This window comes from Edaphobacter sp. 12200R-103 (genome assembly GCF_010093025.1).
Classification (GTDB): domain Bacteria; phylum Acidobacteriota; class Terriglobia; order Terriglobales; family Acidobacteriaceae; genus Edaphobacter.
In genome coordinates, this window is record NZ_CP048114.1 from 143,108 (window position 1) to 157,240 (window position 14,133).

Consider the following 14,133-nt stretch of genomic DNA (forward strand, 5'->3'; position numbering starts at 1 on the left):
TCTCCCCCGCTCAGGGGTGGGACTCGGTATCACCTTACCGGCATCCTGATTGAAGGTTAGCTGTTTCAGAAGATCTGGCCCTCTCAATTTTTTCTGGCTGCGCAAAGCGATCCTGTAGATTCGATAGCACTTTGTTCTGGAGCAGGACAGGCTTCGAGTTCAGGTGCCGCTTTGAGCTCTTTGCGGACTGTCCCCCAACCGGGAAGCTGACGAGAACCAACGATCAATCTTACTCCGTCGCGCAAGCGAATGTAGGTGTGCGCCCAGGAGGCGAAAACCGAAATGCGATTTCGGAAGCCGATGAGAAAAAATATGTGGACGCCCATCCATGTCAACCACGCAAGGAGTCCGCTCCAGTACGCTCGAAAAGGCCAGCGGATCTCAGCAACGGCCGCCTTCCGTCCGATCGTCGCGATGTTGCCTTTATCGAAGTAGCGGAAGGCGGGAAAGTTCTTGACCTCTGCAGTTCGCGCAAGGTGCCTAATGCGTCTTCCCGTGTATGCGCCCATCTGCATTGCAGGCTGTGCTACCCCGGGGATAGGCATGCCATCTTGCTCCAGATATGCGAGATCGCCACAGACGAAGACGTTAGGCAGTCCTTCAGGATTCAAGAACTGATCGACCGGAACCCGTCCGCGCCTATCGACGTCAAGACCGAGCATTCTTCCCAGAGGAGACCCTTGAACTCCAGCAGCCCAAAGCGTACAGGCGCTTTCGATCCTTTCACTACCGACCATCACATAGCCAGGTCCGACATCTGTGACGTGAAAACCGGTCCGAACTTGAACGCCTAAAGCTTCGAGTTGTTGCACGGCTTTCCGGCGGAGCTCCTCTGGGTAGGTCGCCAAAATAGAGGCCGAACCTTCGAGGATGCAGACCTCTGTCGACGATGTATCGATATGGCGGAAGTCTCGCAGCATGTATAGATGCGCAATATCGGAGATTGCTCCGGCGAGCTCAACCCCCGTAGGGCCTCCCCCGATGATGACAAATTTCAGCGGCGTGTGCGAGCCAGTCTCGACCATTTGCCGTTCGGCAAGTTCGTACGCGAGCAGCACCCTTCTGCGGATCTCAGTGGCGTCCTCAATGGTCTTTAGGCCGGGCGCAATGGCAGCCCACTCTTCTTTTCCAAAGTAGCTGTGTGTTGAGCCGGTAGCGACAATCAGAAAGTCGTAAGGAAGTGTGATGCCAGTCTTAAGGCTCACGGTTTGAGTGACAACATCAATCTGACAAGCCTCATCCATCAGCACTTCGACATTCTTGTGATTACTGAGGATGGAACGGATTGGCTGCGCAATATCCCCGGGGCTTAGTACGGCGAGAGCGACCTGGTAAAGCAACGGGTGAAATGTGTGATGGTTATTGCGATCGATGACCGTAACATCGACGTTGGCGGAGCCAAGGGCCTTGGCTGCATTTAGCCCCGCAAAACCTGCGCCCAGGATGATGACCTTCGGTCGCGATTTGGAGCTGTGGGAGTCAGTCATTAGGTCGGCCTCGGAATCGACAAATTCAGAATGGGTAATGCGTCAAGATAGCTTCGACTTTATGGGAAGTGACATCCAGTTCGACCATGGAGATCGACGGTGACTGACCTAAGGATCTCTCTAGGCCGTTGGAGCTGATTGGCGAAATACAAGCAGAGTCTAGGATAGAAACGACAGCAGCTCGCGTAGAAGCGTTTCTGGTTGCTCTTCCATCACCCAGTGACCGGAAGCCGAGATTGCGCCGCCGCAAACATTTTCTGCAACGCTCTGCATCATCGGAACCATAAACCCGCCCATCATCTTGTCGCCCCCCAGAGCCAACACAGGGACGTTGAGCTTTTTTGTCGTATACGATTCGTTAAAAGCGCTCACCGCCCCGAACGCACGGAACCATCCGAAGCTTGCTTGCATCGCGCCTGGTTGTGAATAGGCCTCAATGTATGTATTGAGCTCTTTTGAACCAATCGCATGACGTTTGAAAGCAATCGCTGCGAAGATCCAGCTCAAGAATTCTCTTTCCCGTCCGAGCACAAGTTTTTCAGGAAGGTCGGACGTCTGAACGAAACCAAACAGCCAGGAGCGAGGATCGCGCAGAAAGCCGGTCGTCATCGGTTCGATTCCTACAAGCAGACCATCGAGGACTACTAAATGTGAGACATTCTCGGGGTAAATTGCCGCATAGGCAAAGGCGACGAGCAAACCAACATCGTGACCGACGATCCGAATGGACTCGAATCCAAGTTGAGCCATGAGCCCACGAACATCGGCCGCCATCGTCACGGAGTCGTAGGCAGTTGATGATTCTGGTCGTGAAGATTGTCCCGCCCCGCGCAGATCGATTGCAATCACTGTGAAATGTTCAGCTAGTGCTGGCATGATGCGATGCCAGCAGAACCACGTCTGAGGCCAGCCATGAAGTAAGACCAATGGCTCGCCTCGGCCTCCACGGACGTAGTGGAGGCGGATATCATTGACACTGGCCGTTCCTTCGGAGAAGTTGCTTCCCAGAGAAGCGACGTTGGGGTCACTCATGTTTTCTCCAGCGCACGTGTCATTTGTGAGCGACTCTCGTGCTGCAAAGTGTTGTTGGGAACATTCCCTTTGTGATCGATCGCCCATAGCTGATCCCTTCAGCACCAGGAAGAAAAGGGGTCGATTCGCTCGCCTGTCTCCGAGCACAACGAAGAAATCGATTCGACGGTCAGCCTAATGTAAAGTGTCGCGTCTTCCGCAAACTCGTGAGCCCACCGGTATCCATCCTGAGAGGAAGGAGGTGTTCAGGCAGCAGGGGCGAATATCAGTTTCGCATCCCCCGAATTGCATTCGGCTAATTGCCATTGTTGCCTTTCTTTAGAGCTGGATCTTCGGCATCCGGCGTTGGCAATTGGAACAAAAATTAGCTTATTTCTACCTACAGTCATCTATAGGTTCTGGGTAACGGTTTGATGGGAAAATGACACAAGTGGGCAGCTCTCTCGCTCCGTACGCCAACATGCTCACTTCGTATGTCAAATGACAGACTTATGCTTGTCGATTGGTCAAGGATTCGAACACGAAGCGTGATGAGAACCCGGTCAGCGCGGCTTTGTGCCGTTCTGGGACTGATCTCGGCGGTTTCCACTCCAGTGAATGCTCAGCGATTGGAGGGTGGTTTCGACCCAATTACGATCGCGCGTTTGAATCCAGAATGGAATCAGGCGAAGACGTTTTACGTCGTAGTGATTCTCGTAGGAGTTCTATTTGCCATTGTCGCTCTGGCCTTCGAAAGGGCGCGTTACGAAAAGTCACTTCGCATGGCATTCAACGCACGTATGGCGGAGCGCACCCGCTTGGCCCGGCAGTTACATGACACTTTGCTGCAGACGTTGCAAGGCAGCAACTTAATTGCCGAACATGCCTCCGAATCGGTAAAAAGTGTCCCAGAAGCAAAAAGAACCTTCAGACTCTTGAAAGATTGGTTGACCAGGGCCGACGAAGAAGCACGAGCGGTCCTCGATGTTCTCCGTGATGAGACAACCGAAGAAAATATCGAACGCGCGTTGCAAGCTGCGCTTGAACAGATACCACTGTGTGCCGGCATCGTCGCGATTCGTACGCATCAGCGACCGCGGCCACTCCATCCCGGTATCTGCGAGGACGTACTTCAGATATGCATTGAGGCAGTTCGCAACGCGTGCATTCACTCCCAAAGCCCTACGATAACGGTAGATCTTTATTTTGAGCGCGTCTTCAGGGCCGACATCAAGGATGAGGGGATAGGTTTCGACAGCTTCACGAAGCCGGTCAAAAGAGCTGGCCACTATGGATTGGCGGGGATGCGGGAAAGAACCGCGGAAATTCACGGAAGCTTGGCGATTGAATCGTCGGCACAGGTTGGCACGCTGGTTCGACTAACGATCCCTGGCAAGTATGTGTATGGCTCTTCCGGCCTGATGGCCTGGCTTCAATCAACGCAACGATTTTTGTGGCGTTGAAGCGGCGAGTTCATTCGTTATTCAGTTCACCTGAAGAAATCTGTAGCCAGGTAGCCTCGTTGCCTCGTTATGATCTGCCTGAATGCAGCTTCGAAATAGGCTGTTCACGCGCGTTTTGCAATAGAAGTGATGCTCCCTGAGACCGACTGCATTGAGTGCAATGGACGTTAGGACCACTCAGCAATTGGTGAAAAGAACGCAGGGAGCAATCCATCTGTCTCAGGATCAGATGATTGAGTAATTAGGAACGACTGGAGGAAATTCACGTGAAATACGGTCGAGTCGCAGCCTTCGCCTTCGTGTTGGGAGTCTTTTTTTTGCAGTTCAAAGCACCAACCGTTGTAGCTGGTGCAGATACCTCACCATTTGCCAAGAACTTTTCACTTGTCGACAAGGACGGTAACCTCGCCAAGCCCGATGATTACCGCGACAAGTATGAGATGCTCGGGACTTACTTCGTTCTTGATCCAGCTGGCAATCAGATGCATATGACATATGCGTCTCCGGGTGCTGCAGCGTATTTTAGGCAGAACGGAAAGTTTGCTGACGGGACAGTACTGGTTAAAGAAGTATTGGGAACCGAGCACGCCCCGATGACAACAGGGGATGCACATTGGGCTTCAGGAACCAAGGTCTGGTTCGTGATGATTAAGGACGAGAAAGGCCGTTACACCAACAGCAAACTCTGGGGTGATGGCTGGGGCTGGGCTCTCTACAAATCCGACGCACCAGACAAGCAAGTTGCGGTCAGCTACAAGAAGGATTGCCAAGGATGCCATATACCGGCCCAGAAAACAGACTGGATCTATACCCAAGGTTATCCCGTACTCCACTCTTCAAAATGGTGATGCCTTATTCAGCTAGGAGACACAAATGAACAAGCGTTTAACAATTTTTGCGACTGTTCTAACTGCTATAGCAGCAATAGGAGCTGTGAAGAGTACGCAGAGCCAAAGAGTTTTTGCGGCACAAAATGTATCGGAAGCATCATCGCCCTCATCGAGTACGACCGCACAATTTACCGCGGACGGTAAGTTCAAGCTTCCAGTCGGATTTCGCAGATGGGTGTTTCCCGGTGCTCCTCTGACGCCAAACGCCCTGAACGATGGAGAGGCGAACTTTCCTGAATTTCATCATGTCTATGTGGAAGAAAAGAACCTGGACGTATATTTAAAAACCGGGTCCTTTCCTGAAGGTACGGTTCTCATCAAAGAGTTAACCCGTGTCCTTAAGCCCACCTTTCCGGATGGTTCACGTACAGAGCCTTCGGGGAGAGGATACTTCAACGGGGAACTGAATGGAATCGATGCGTCTGTGAAGGACAGTAAGCGATTCGCTAAGACGAATGGTTGGGGGTACTTCACCTTCGGTCATCATCCCATGCCATACGAACAAACTGCCGCTGAGTCTCCCGTTAGCGAGTGCGCTGGCTGCCACCTTGCGAACGTGGCCAAGACCGATATGACCTGGGTGCAGTTTTATCCGCTGCTTCGCGACAAGTTGAAGCCGTAAGGCTTTAGCTTGTCGCCATCGTCCGTAGGTACAAATTTATCGAGAGAGTGCCATTTCCAAAACCGACACGCCCCTCTTTATCTCACTCGCACTGCAGCCTGCGAAGCCCAGGAACAACGCGGGCTTCTGCTCGTACTTGCTGACAAATGAAGAGATCGGAACTACTTCCAATCCCAATTGTTCTGCGCGTCGTGTCAACACCATTTCGGTGACGCCTGTTTTGATCCAGGCTACGGTACACATTCCAGCTTGAGCGTTCTCCACATCAAGCAAGCCAGAGAGATGCCGATTCGCTTCTTCTGCAAGCAGCTGCGAACGGTCTGAGTAGACTTGCCTCATCTTTCTAACGTGGTGGCCGAAGTGCCCTTCGTTGATGAATTCCGTCAGCACGGCTTGATCTAGCGTCGGAGCATGGCGATCGATGAAGCTTCGTGCGATTCGAAATGCTTTGACTAACCGTTCCGGAACAACGATGAACCCAATGCGAAGAGCGTTGAAGAGCATCTTCGTAAATGTTCCAACATAAATGACCGATTCGGATCTATCGAGGCTGTGCAATGATGCAATCGGCTTCCCGGAATAGCGATATTCCGCATCGTATTCGTCTTCGATAATCCATGCCCCCGCGCGCGCGGCCCAGGAGAGAAGGTCGACTCGTCTCTCTGCCGACATGACAGTTCCAAGAGGAAACTGATTGGATGGTGTTACATACGCCAAGCGACCGGCGGGAGATAACTTTACTGCTCTTGCGACATCTATCCCGTTCCCATCAACGGGAATAGGAATCACATTCGCGCCAGCGCCCTGAAAGGCAAGAGAAGCTCCAGGGTACCCAGGATCTTCCATCCACACCTCGTCGCCGGGATCGAGAAGCACTCGTCCTAAGAGGTCCAACGCCTGTTGCGCGCCCGACGTCACGATAACCTGTTCAGCGGAACAACGCACTCCGCGGGAGTGGCCAACGTACTCCGCGATGGCTCTTCGCAGCGGCGGATAGCCACCTGCATCGCCTTGCCCATACAAAGAACGCGGCGCTTTGCGATAAACGCGCGCCGCAATCCGAGCCCACAGTTCGACTGGAAACAGGTCGATAGCCGGCTCGTAGCCCCGAAACGCTTTACCGATGGAATGCGAAGCTGGTTGAAAAAACGTGCTCTTAAGAAGACTCTGCGTACGCTTTGCTATCGTCGCTCTGGAGAGCGCCTGACGGGAAGATCTTTGTTTGGTCGGAGAGGTCATCTCCCACTCTGGCGCCGGTACGACAAATGTTCCAGCACTCACTTCGGATGAAACGAATCCCTCTGCCTGAAGTTGCTGGAATGCTGCCACGGCTGTAGCACGGGCAATGCCGTATTGTGCTGCCAGGTTCCTTGTGGACGGCAACCGTGCTCCAGATTTCAATCGGCCATCAATAATTGCGGAGCGCAGCTCAGTGTAGAGCCAGCGCCACATCTCCTGGCCATCCTTCCTTGGTTTCAGGACCAGGTCTTGAAATGTCTCTATTTTTGGCACGGTTTTAAGCACCCATCATGGACTGGTCATCTGAGCGATTATGGACCGTTCGCCCACTCCATTTCAAGATAGCCTTACTGGAGGGAAGGGGATACGTCGTGAAGATAAGATTGGATCCGGCGAAGGTCTCACCCGCTGCCCACCATGCCATGCTGGGATTAGAGAGTTTCGTCAGGAAGTCATCGAAGCTTGAAGAATCTCTCCTGCAACTGATCCGAATGAGAGCTTCTCAGATCAACGGCTGTGCATTCTGCATTGATAGGCACTCCAGGGAAGCGCGAGCGAATGGTGAGACGGAACAGCGTCTCTACGCTTTGTCGGGATGGAGAGAAACAACCTTCTTTACAAACCGCGAGCGCGCGGCTCTGGCATGGACTGAAGCGCTGACGCTTATCACGGAAGGACACGCGTCCGACGATGTCTATAACGAAGCTCGGAGCGAATTCAAGGAAGAGGAACTCGTTAACATCTCCCTCGCAATCATCGCGATCAATGGTTGGAATCGACTTGCGATCGGTTTCCGCAAGAGCCCGGGTGAGTATCGGCCCCACGAGAATGCTTAATGCGGTTATCGTAAAAAGTTATTCCGAAAGGATAGAAGCGATGCATAACACGAAGAAGCTCGTCCTTCTCTCTATATTTATCTTTACCTTCGGAGCTGTCATGACAATGCAGGCCCAGCAAGTGAATACGCTCTTTACGAGGCAACTGCCGGAATCTCCAGGGAAAGAGATTGAAGTCATTACTGTCAATTACGCACCAGGAGCCGCCGATGCAATCCACCGGCATAATGCGCATGCGGTTGTCTATGTTCTCCAAGGTGAAATTGAGATGCAGGTTCGCGGAGGCATGCTTCAGCAGCTTGGTCCCGGGCAGATATTTTACGAATCACCGGAAGACGTTCATACCGTAAGCCGTAACGCAAGTAAGGCGAAGTCAGCGAAGTTCCTCGTGTTTTTTATCAAAAATGAAAAAGCACCGATTCTCACTTCCGTTCACTAGCTTGAGATGACAGTTCCCAGACGGAGCCATTTGCCTGAAACAATATGCATTCCTTACGTGGAGGCACGCATGAATTCAAAGAACGCGCAATTCACCGGGAACGTGTCAGAGATTGTCCGTCTGTTCGCACGGCTTTCGCTAGGACTTTCCTTTCTAGCCGCTGTGGCTGATCGTTTTGGCTTATGGGGGCCGCATGGAGCAAAGAACGTATCCTGGGGAGATTTCGCTCATTTCGTCGAATACACAGGGGCGGTGATGTCTCTCTTCCCCGGATCATGGGCAGTACCGCTTGCATGGGCAGCTACGGTCGCAGAGACACTTTTGGGGATATTGCTCATCGCAGGCTTCAAAACACGAATGGCCTCCGTCTTCTCTGGTCTTCTCCTTTTATTGTTTGCTATGGGCATGGCCACAGGCCTTGGGATCAAGACGCCATTTGACTATTCAGTCTTTTCGGCGGCTGCTGCAGCATTCTTGCTGGTGTTCTGCGGCCCCGATAGATTCACGTTGGACAAGCTTTTGAATCGATCATGAAAACTGGGCGGAATTTCTGACCACGAATACAATGACTTCGATAATGGGAGCGCTCCGTGTAGTAGACATGAGCGAATTCGTTCAGTGGCGGTAGAACCGTTTACCGCTGCTCGATTGAGACATAAACAGCTTGGTTTGATTGGAAGTGCGATATGCCAGCACCTAAACCCGTACGGATATTGTTGGTCGATGATCACCCTATCTTTCGCGAAGGGTTGAGTATGGTCATCCAATCTCAGCCTGACCTGCTTCTTGTTGGCCAGGCGGAGAACGCGGAGGATGCTCTGTGCCAGTTTCGTCGCACCCGTCCCGATGTGACGATTATGGATCAGAGGCTTCCAGGGGCGAGCGGCACCGATGCGTTGATCGCCATTCGGAAAGAAAACCCTCGCGCGATCGTAATGATAGTGACTACTTCTAAACAAGATATGGACGTGCGGCGCGCGCTCAATGCTGGGGCTGCCGCCTATGTTTTGAAGAACACCCCGAAAGCGGAGATGCTCCGCGTGATCCGTTGGGTCTCTGAGGGGCGTAGACACATCCCTTCCGAAGTCGCGAGCACAATCGCAGAACATCTGGGACAGGAGGACCTTTCTCCGCGGGAGATCTCAGTCTTGAGGTTGATCCGAGATGGTCACCGAAACAAACAGGTCGCCCACCACTTAGGAATCTCCGAAACAACAGTCAATTTCCATATAAGGAACATTGTCGAAAAGCTCCAGGCAAATGATCGAACCCACGCTGTGACCATCGGCTTTCGACGTGGTCTCTTGGAGCTCGAATAGGGAGGAGAACAACTCTCCTATAGAAAACTTCAGTCCTCAGGCTGTTCCGAAGGTCAGCCCATTTCTCCGATTTGATGATTAGCCTACAAACACTCGACGCTGTCGATCTAAGACGCGCGTTTCTGACGAACGCAGGCTAATCAATGACGGATCACCGAATATCGAGACTGTCGTCAATTTCGGCAGAGCCAGAGGACGCTCAGCTTACAGGGCAAACACGTAATCTCGAACGCCGCCTTCTGGCGCTGAATGTGACGCGATTAGAACACGAGATCGTGACGCCCACTAGCTGGTTGGCTCGGACCTTCAAGGCCGTCCAGGAGAACTCAACAACATCTGAACAACGTCCAAACAGATCTTTCGACTTATTCCCTGACACATGACACGAAAGAAGCACGTTGAAGAAAAGAGAACTATCGGATGACGAAAGACGAAATGGAAACCTTAATCAAAACCAAGACTCGCAACAAGGTGAGAATTCGCCATCTTGAACAACGAGAGGGCGACTCTGTCGCTTTTCTAAGCTACTCCATTGACGACCCAAATAAGATGACGATCTGGCACACGGAAGTTCCACTATCGTTGCAACATATGGGCATCGGAGGAAAGCTCGTAGAAGAGGCTGTTCAAATGGCCGCGCGTGACTCGTCGTATCTCCGCATTGTGTGCCCGTTTGCGAAAGAACATCTGGCAAGTCATCCCGAACTTAGGGACCGTTACGCAGTTCAACTGCAGTAGGTAACTCTTGTTCGCTGCCTCCATCCCCAATCTTTAACCAGCTGTGTAACAGCCCATCTTGCATGCAGGAGTGATGTATGCCAAAAGCAGTAAGGTTTCACAAGCTCGGCGGTCCCGAAGTCTTACAGATTGAGGACGTGGCGGCAAGGCATCCAGAGATGGGTGAGGTCGCCATCGATGTCGCAGCAGTCGGCCTGAACCGGGCTGAAAGCATGTACTACCGGGGGAACTACTCCCAGAAACCTGAGTTTCCGTCCGGTCTTGGATATGAGGTCGTCGGAACTGTTACTGCGGTCGGGGAAGGAGTAGATGCTTCACTCATAGGCAAACGGATCGGAACGATCCCTATCTTTTCCATGAACCGGTATCCGGTGCTCAGCGAAAAAGCCGTTGTGCCAGCCGAAGCTGTCGCGGAATTTCCCCCATCCTTGTCATCCATAGAAGGAGCGTCCGTCTGGATGCAGTACCCGACTGCATACGGCGCTCTTGTTGAATTTGCCAAAGTAGGTCCAGGCGATATGGTGCTCCTCACGGCCGCAACCTCTTCGGTCGGGCTTGCGGCTATACAGATCGTAAAGGCTCAGGGAGCAATCTCCATCGCGACCACAAGAACTTCAGCAAAGAAACAGGTATTACTGGATCTTGGGGCTGACCACGTGATCGCTAACCAGGAAGAGGATCTTCCGGCTCGCGTTCACGAGATTACAGGTGGCAAACTCGCGCGAGTAGCCTTCGATGCTATCGGGGGATCATATATCGACACGCTGGCGCAAGCTGTGGCTCCTGAAGGGACAATCTATCTGTACGGTCTGCTCTCTGAGGAAGCCAACAGCTATCCTGTCAGCGCTTTCTTCAAGTGTATTTCGCTTACCGGCTACATGATGCACCAGATGAATAGGCCTGAACGATTCGATCGCATGAAGCGGTACGTATATGAGCGCCTCGCGAATGGTTCTTTCAAACCCCGTGTAGACCGTACCTTCCCGTTCGAACAGGTTGCTGACGCATATCGATATCTTGAGAGCAATCAGCAGGTAGGCAAGGTAGTCATTGCGATCTAGGGACCAAGCGGCGGAGTTTCGAGGTACCGCCAGCTCCCGTCGCTTAAATAGCTTTGAAGATCTCGCTCCTGAACGATTTCAAGGGCGTTTTAGAGCTTTGGGGCAATCACGCAACTGATTGTTCTGTACGACAACGAACCGCAAAACGATTAACAGAAGGAAGGGAATTATGAGCTTTACACAAACTGTCGAGACCTCGAAGACCGAGGCTATACCAGCGCCATTTCCAAACACTAAAGGGAATGTCACCCTCAAGGTCCTGAATAGTGAACAGTCCTTGGGGCCGGCGGTGGCTCTACTGATCATGGAGCCAGGAAGCGAGATTCCAAGACACGTACACGGGCGAACAACCGAAATGTCATACGTCCTCGACGGAGACTTCATAAACGAAGGCATCTCGTATCCGAAGGGAACGGAATTCAATATCAAGCCAAATACTGTTCACGGCCCCCATACGACGAAGACGGGATGCACGGTCATGGTCACGTTCAGCTATCCATCTGTTCTCGATGATTTTGAATTGGCCTAACAGACTGTCGTAGGAGTGGTCCTTTTCACGAGGTTGTGATCAAAATCGGGAGCCGTCTGGCCGACAGAATCGCCAGGCGGCGGCCGCTCAATCGACCGCCCTAATGTGCCAACTTCCACCAAAAGCTTCTTAATAAGGCCCCTTGATTTTTTTTTGGATCAGGGGCTTGCTACTGTTTCGCAGGATTCAAGGGAATCTGAGCCCGGCGGAGACAATCCTGGGGGCTCCCAGTGTTAAGAGTGGAGTGCGTCCCGCTTCTACTCTCTCATTACCCACGTTCTGAACTGAACCCCACAAGCTTAGTTTCGAAAAGAGTCGATGCTCCGCATAAAGATCGACCTGTGCGAATCCAGCTAAGCGATAGCGATTGGAGGAGTCATCAAACTGCCGCCCACTAGACCTAAGGTAGATCGAAAAAATTCCCCATCTGTTTCGCTCCATGCGAACCTCCAGAGTTCCAGAGTTTCTTGGCACCTGTGGGGTCCATTTCCCAACTAAGCTCGGATCGGGTTGAAACTTCGTGACTGTGGAATCCGCATATTGATAACCAGCTTTCACAACAAGGAATTCCAACGGATGCATCTCCGCCTCTGCCGTAAAGCCCTTGCTGGTCAGTTGTCCAAGATTCTGGCGCATGAGCGTCGAACTCGTAGGGGTCGAACTGATCGTCACAGCAGCAACCGGTCGATTCACCTGTGTCCAGAAATAACTCGTCCGCACCGATCCGATTCTGTGCAGATGGATCAGACCACCTGCTTCCCATCCTGTCGCTCTTTCTGATCGCAAAGCGGGATTCGCTATGGTCAGTTGCTGGCCCACCTGGCTTGTGCGGTAGAGCTCATTCAGAGAAGGACCGCGAAACGCGCGGAAGACTGAGCCGGTCAATGAAATGCCAAGTTCGAGATCCTTCACCAAGCCCAATCTGGGATTGAAGACGGTCTCCGCAGTCTCGGGAAAGGGAACCCCCGAGGCTCCTCCGGTCTGCTTCGCGTCGAAGCTCGCAAAATGATCGATCCTTGATGAAAGCGCCACGGACCAGCCCCTGGGATGCCACAATGCTTCTCCGTAAAAACCACTATCGCGTTGGCGGGCACTTGTACTCACTGTCGGCTGATTTATCCCGTTCGATACGGGTGTCTCGGCATCCGTTCCCCGCGTATCGAGCACATCCGCTCCCAGTACAGTGGTCACGGGACCAAATGCACGTGCCCATTGCCCGGCTCCTCCTAGCTGCATCGAAGGAACCTTTTGCAAGCGCACAAGCCGCTCGGTCATGCGATCTGCCGCGACTGAAGAGAAACCCTGGCGATATCCCTGATCCATTCCATACAACCGCAAAAGAAAACGGCCGGCATTGGAAGCATTCCAGTCGCCGCCTGCGGCGTATCTCCAGATGCGGGCCGCGTTCGTCGCAGACGGTGTGCCATTGTTGCGAGCTTCGTTGAGGAGATTGCCACGCAAAAACACAGCGCCGCCGGAACTGAGGTCGTGCCTCAACTCCAGTCGTCCACTTTGAGAGTGGACATTGGCAGGAATATCCACTGGACCGCGAGCCTCAGGAGCCGTCAGGATATAGCCTCCCGTACGAAACAAAGTCGTTGCTCCCAGAATCCCCCAGCCCCGAGCTGTGCCAGCCAGAAGTCCACTGGCAATGGACGTGTCTTCTTGCGCTCCGGTTAGATGTAACGCGTACTGCAAGCCTTCTCTCGGTACAACAGGCATGACGTCGATGACGCCGCCAATGGCGCTTGAACCATAAAGATCCGACGCACCTCCACGCATCACCTCGACTCTTTGAACTGCCAGCTCGGGAATTTCGTTCCAGTGAATCCAGCCACCGAAAGAGTCATTGAGCGGAACCTGGTCACTCAGCACCAGGGTGCGGCTTGCCGCTGTCGATCCCAATCCCCTCAGCGATGTACCCTGGCTCGTGGGATTGGCCACCCAGGAGCTGGTCCTGCGAAATAGCTGGAATCCCGCTATTTGACGCAACCGGTCATCGAGCGAAAAGCCGGGAATCTCCTTGAGCTCTTGACCGCCAAGTATTCGAACGCTGCTTGCGCTTGCATTCAGTGCTAACGGCTGACGGGTTGCCGTTACTTCAACGCTCGTAGTTACAGGAGCGATCTTTAAAGTGACATCAAGTTGACCGTCGTTTCCCGCAGGTTGAGCTACCGTGGAAAAGCCTTCATGGGATACTTCGATCAGGGTCTGCGGCCCCGCTCCGGTTACGATCGCGCATCCGCTTGCATCGCCATGAAACTGTTCATGGCCGACACTCACCACTAAGCCAGGGATTGCGTCGCCCTTCTCGTTGTAAGCGCATACCTTTACAGACCGAGTGACTGCTAAAGCCGGAATGCCAAGCAGACAGGCCGCCACAAAGTGGCAGACAAGTCGATTCGAAAACATGATCTTCCAATGATATCGCGCCGACACTTGTAGCCAGACATGCGGTGCTACCGCCTGAAAAATACTCAGCAGTTCTCTAACAAGAAA

General features: G+C 52.8%; 14 protein-coding genes. 10 read left to right on the forward strand and 4 right to left on the reverse strand.

What is annotated here, in order from left to right; translation table 11 throughout:
* Positions 1-83: 83 nt before the first annotated feature.
* Both GWR55_RS00725 and GWR55_RS00730 read right to left on the reverse strand, forming a co-directional pair.
* A complete protein-coding gene (locus tag GWR55_RS00725; RefSeq protein WP_162400547.1) occupies positions 84-1,487 on the reverse strand; it encodes an NAD(P)/FAD-dependent oxidoreductase in 1,404 nt (467 codons plus the stop codon).
* Positions 1,488-1,646: 159 nt separating this feature from the next.
* Positions 1,647-2,519 carry an alpha/beta fold hydrolase gene (locus tag GWR55_RS00730; protein ID WP_162400548.1) on the reverse strand — a complete coding sequence of 291 codons (873 nt, stop codon included), beginning with the start codon at positions 2,517-2,519 and terminating at the stop codon, positions 1,647-1,649.
* A gap of 644 nt (positions 2,520-3,163) precedes the next feature.
* Here GWR55_RS00730 and GWR55_RS00735 point away from each other — a divergent pair.
* From GWR55_RS00735 to GWR55_RS00745, 3 genes are all read left to right on the forward strand, one after another.
* Positions 3,164-3,961: a sensor histidine kinase gene (locus GWR55_RS00735; protein WP_162400549.1), complete on the forward strand. Its 798-nt coding sequence runs from the start codon at positions 3,164-3,166 to the stop codon at positions 3,959-3,961.
* A 266-nt stretch (positions 3,962-4,227) separates the two neighbouring features.
* A complete protein-coding gene (locus GWR55_RS00740; RefSeq protein ID WP_238398549.1) occupies positions 4,228-4,809 on the forward strand; it encodes a cytochrome P460 family protein in 582 nt (193 codons plus the stop codon).
* 25 nt (positions 4,810-4,834) lie between these two features.
* Positions 4,835-5,473 carry a cytochrome P460 family protein gene (locus GWR55_RS00745; protein WP_162400550.1) on the forward strand — a complete coding sequence of 213 codons (639 nt, stop codon included), beginning with the start codon at positions 4,835-4,837 and terminating at the stop codon, positions 5,471-5,473.
* Positions 5,474-5,509: 36 nt separating this feature from the next.
* Here GWR55_RS00745 and GWR55_RS00750 read toward each other — a convergent pair whose 3' ends face one another.
* Positions 5,510-6,997 carry a PLP-dependent aminotransferase family protein gene (locus GWR55_RS00750; protein WP_238398550.1) on the reverse strand — a complete coding sequence of 496 codons (1,488 nt, stop codon included), beginning with the start codon at positions 6,995-6,997 and terminating at the stop codon, positions 5,510-5,512.
* A 98-nt stretch (positions 6,998-7,095) separates the two neighbouring features.
* On the opposite strand from GWR55_RS00750, the gene GWR55_RS00755 reads away from it, so the two are divergent.
* The 7 genes from GWR55_RS00755 (at position 7,096) to GWR55_RS00785 (ending at position 11,634) form a co-directional block, all read left to right on the forward strand.
* A complete protein-coding gene (locus tag GWR55_RS00755; protein ID WP_238398551.1) occupies positions 7,096-7,548 on the forward strand; it encodes a carboxymuconolactone decarboxylase family protein in 453 nt (150 codons plus the stop codon).
* A gap of 40 nt (positions 7,549-7,588) precedes the next feature.
* On the forward strand, positions 7,589-7,987 hold the full coding sequence (locus GWR55_RS00760) for a cupin domain-containing protein (protein ID WP_162400551.1): 399 nt from the start codon (positions 7,589-7,591) through the stop codon (positions 7,985-7,987).
* Between the two features lie 69 nt (positions 7,988-8,056).
* The gene (locus tag GWR55_RS00765; protein ID WP_162400552.1) at positions 8,057-8,521 is read left to right on the forward strand and encodes a DoxX family protein; all 465 of its coding nucleotides are present in this window, start codon (positions 8,057-8,059) and stop codon (positions 8,519-8,521) included.
* Between the two features lie 152 nt (positions 8,522-8,673).
* Positions 8,674-9,306, forward strand: coding sequence for a response regulator transcription factor (locus tag GWR55_RS00770; protein ID WP_162400553.1), 633 nt, complete (start codon positions 8,674-8,676; stop codon positions 9,304-9,306).
* A gap of 420 nt (positions 9,307-9,726) precedes the next feature.
* Positions 9,727-10,044 (forward strand): GNAT family N-acetyltransferase, encoded by a 318-nt coding sequence (locus GWR55_RS00775; RefSeq protein WP_162400554.1) that lies wholly within the window; start codon positions 9,727-9,729, stop codon positions 10,042-10,044.
* 77 nt (positions 10,045-10,121) lie between these two features.
* Positions 10,122-11,105 (forward strand): zinc-dependent alcohol dehydrogenase family protein, encoded by a 984-nt coding sequence (locus tag GWR55_RS00780; protein ID WP_162400555.1) that lies wholly within the window; start codon positions 10,122-10,124, stop codon positions 11,103-11,105.
* A 169-nt stretch (positions 11,106-11,274) separates the two neighbouring features.
* Positions 11,275-11,634, forward strand: coding sequence for a cupin domain-containing protein (locus GWR55_RS00785; protein ID WP_162400556.1), 360 nt, complete (start codon positions 11,275-11,277; stop codon positions 11,632-11,634).
* 186 nt (positions 11,635-11,820) lie between these two features.
* Here GWR55_RS00785 and GWR55_RS00790 read toward each other — a convergent pair whose 3' ends face one another.
* A complete protein-coding gene (locus GWR55_RS00790; RefSeq protein ID WP_162400557.1) occupies positions 11,821-14,046 on the reverse strand; it encodes a TonB-dependent receptor in 2,226 nt (741 codons plus the stop codon).
* Positions 14,047-14,133 lie beyond the last annotated feature (87 nt).

Excerpts from the sequence above, each read along its gene's own strand:
- GWR55_RS00725 (WP_162400547.1), bottom strand. The coding sequence starts at position 1,487 with ATGACTGACTCCCACAGCTCCAAATCGCGACCGAAGGTCATCATCCTG.
- GWR55_RS00730 (WP_162400548.1), bottom strand. The coding sequence starts at position 2,519 with ATGAGTGACCCCAACGTCGCTTCTCTGGGAAGCAACTTCTCCGAAGGA.
- GWR55_RS00745 (WP_162400550.1), top strand. The coding sequence starts at position 4,835 with ATGAACAAGCGTTTAACAATTTTTGCGACTGTTCTAACTGCTATAGCA.
- GWR55_RS00760 (WP_162400551.1), top strand. The coding sequence starts at position 7,589 with ATGCATAACACGAAGAAGCTCGTCCTTCTCTCTATATTTATCTTTACC.
- GWR55_RS00765 (WP_162400552.1), top strand. The coding sequence starts at position 8,057 with ATGAATTCAAAGAACGCGCAATTCACCGGGAACGTGTCAGAGATTGTC.
- GWR55_RS00770 (WP_162400553.1), top strand. The coding sequence starts at position 8,674 with ATGCCAGCACCTAAACCCGTACGGATATTGTTGGTCGATGATCACCCT.
- GWR55_RS00775 (WP_162400554.1), top strand. The coding sequence starts at position 9,727 with ATGACGAAAGACGAAATGGAAACCTTAATCAAAACCAAGACTCGCAAC.
- GWR55_RS00780 (WP_162400555.1), top strand. The coding sequence starts at position 10,122 with ATGCCAAAAGCAGTAAGGTTTCACAAGCTCGGCGGTCCCGAAGTCTTA.
- GWR55_RS00785 (WP_162400556.1), top strand. The coding sequence starts at position 11,275 with ATGAGCTTTACACAAACTGTCGAGACCTCGAAGACCGAGGCTATACCA.
- GWR55_RS00790 (WP_162400557.1), bottom strand. The coding sequence starts at position 14,046 with ATGTTTTCGAATCGACTTGTCTGCCACTTTGTGGCGGCCTGTCTGCTT.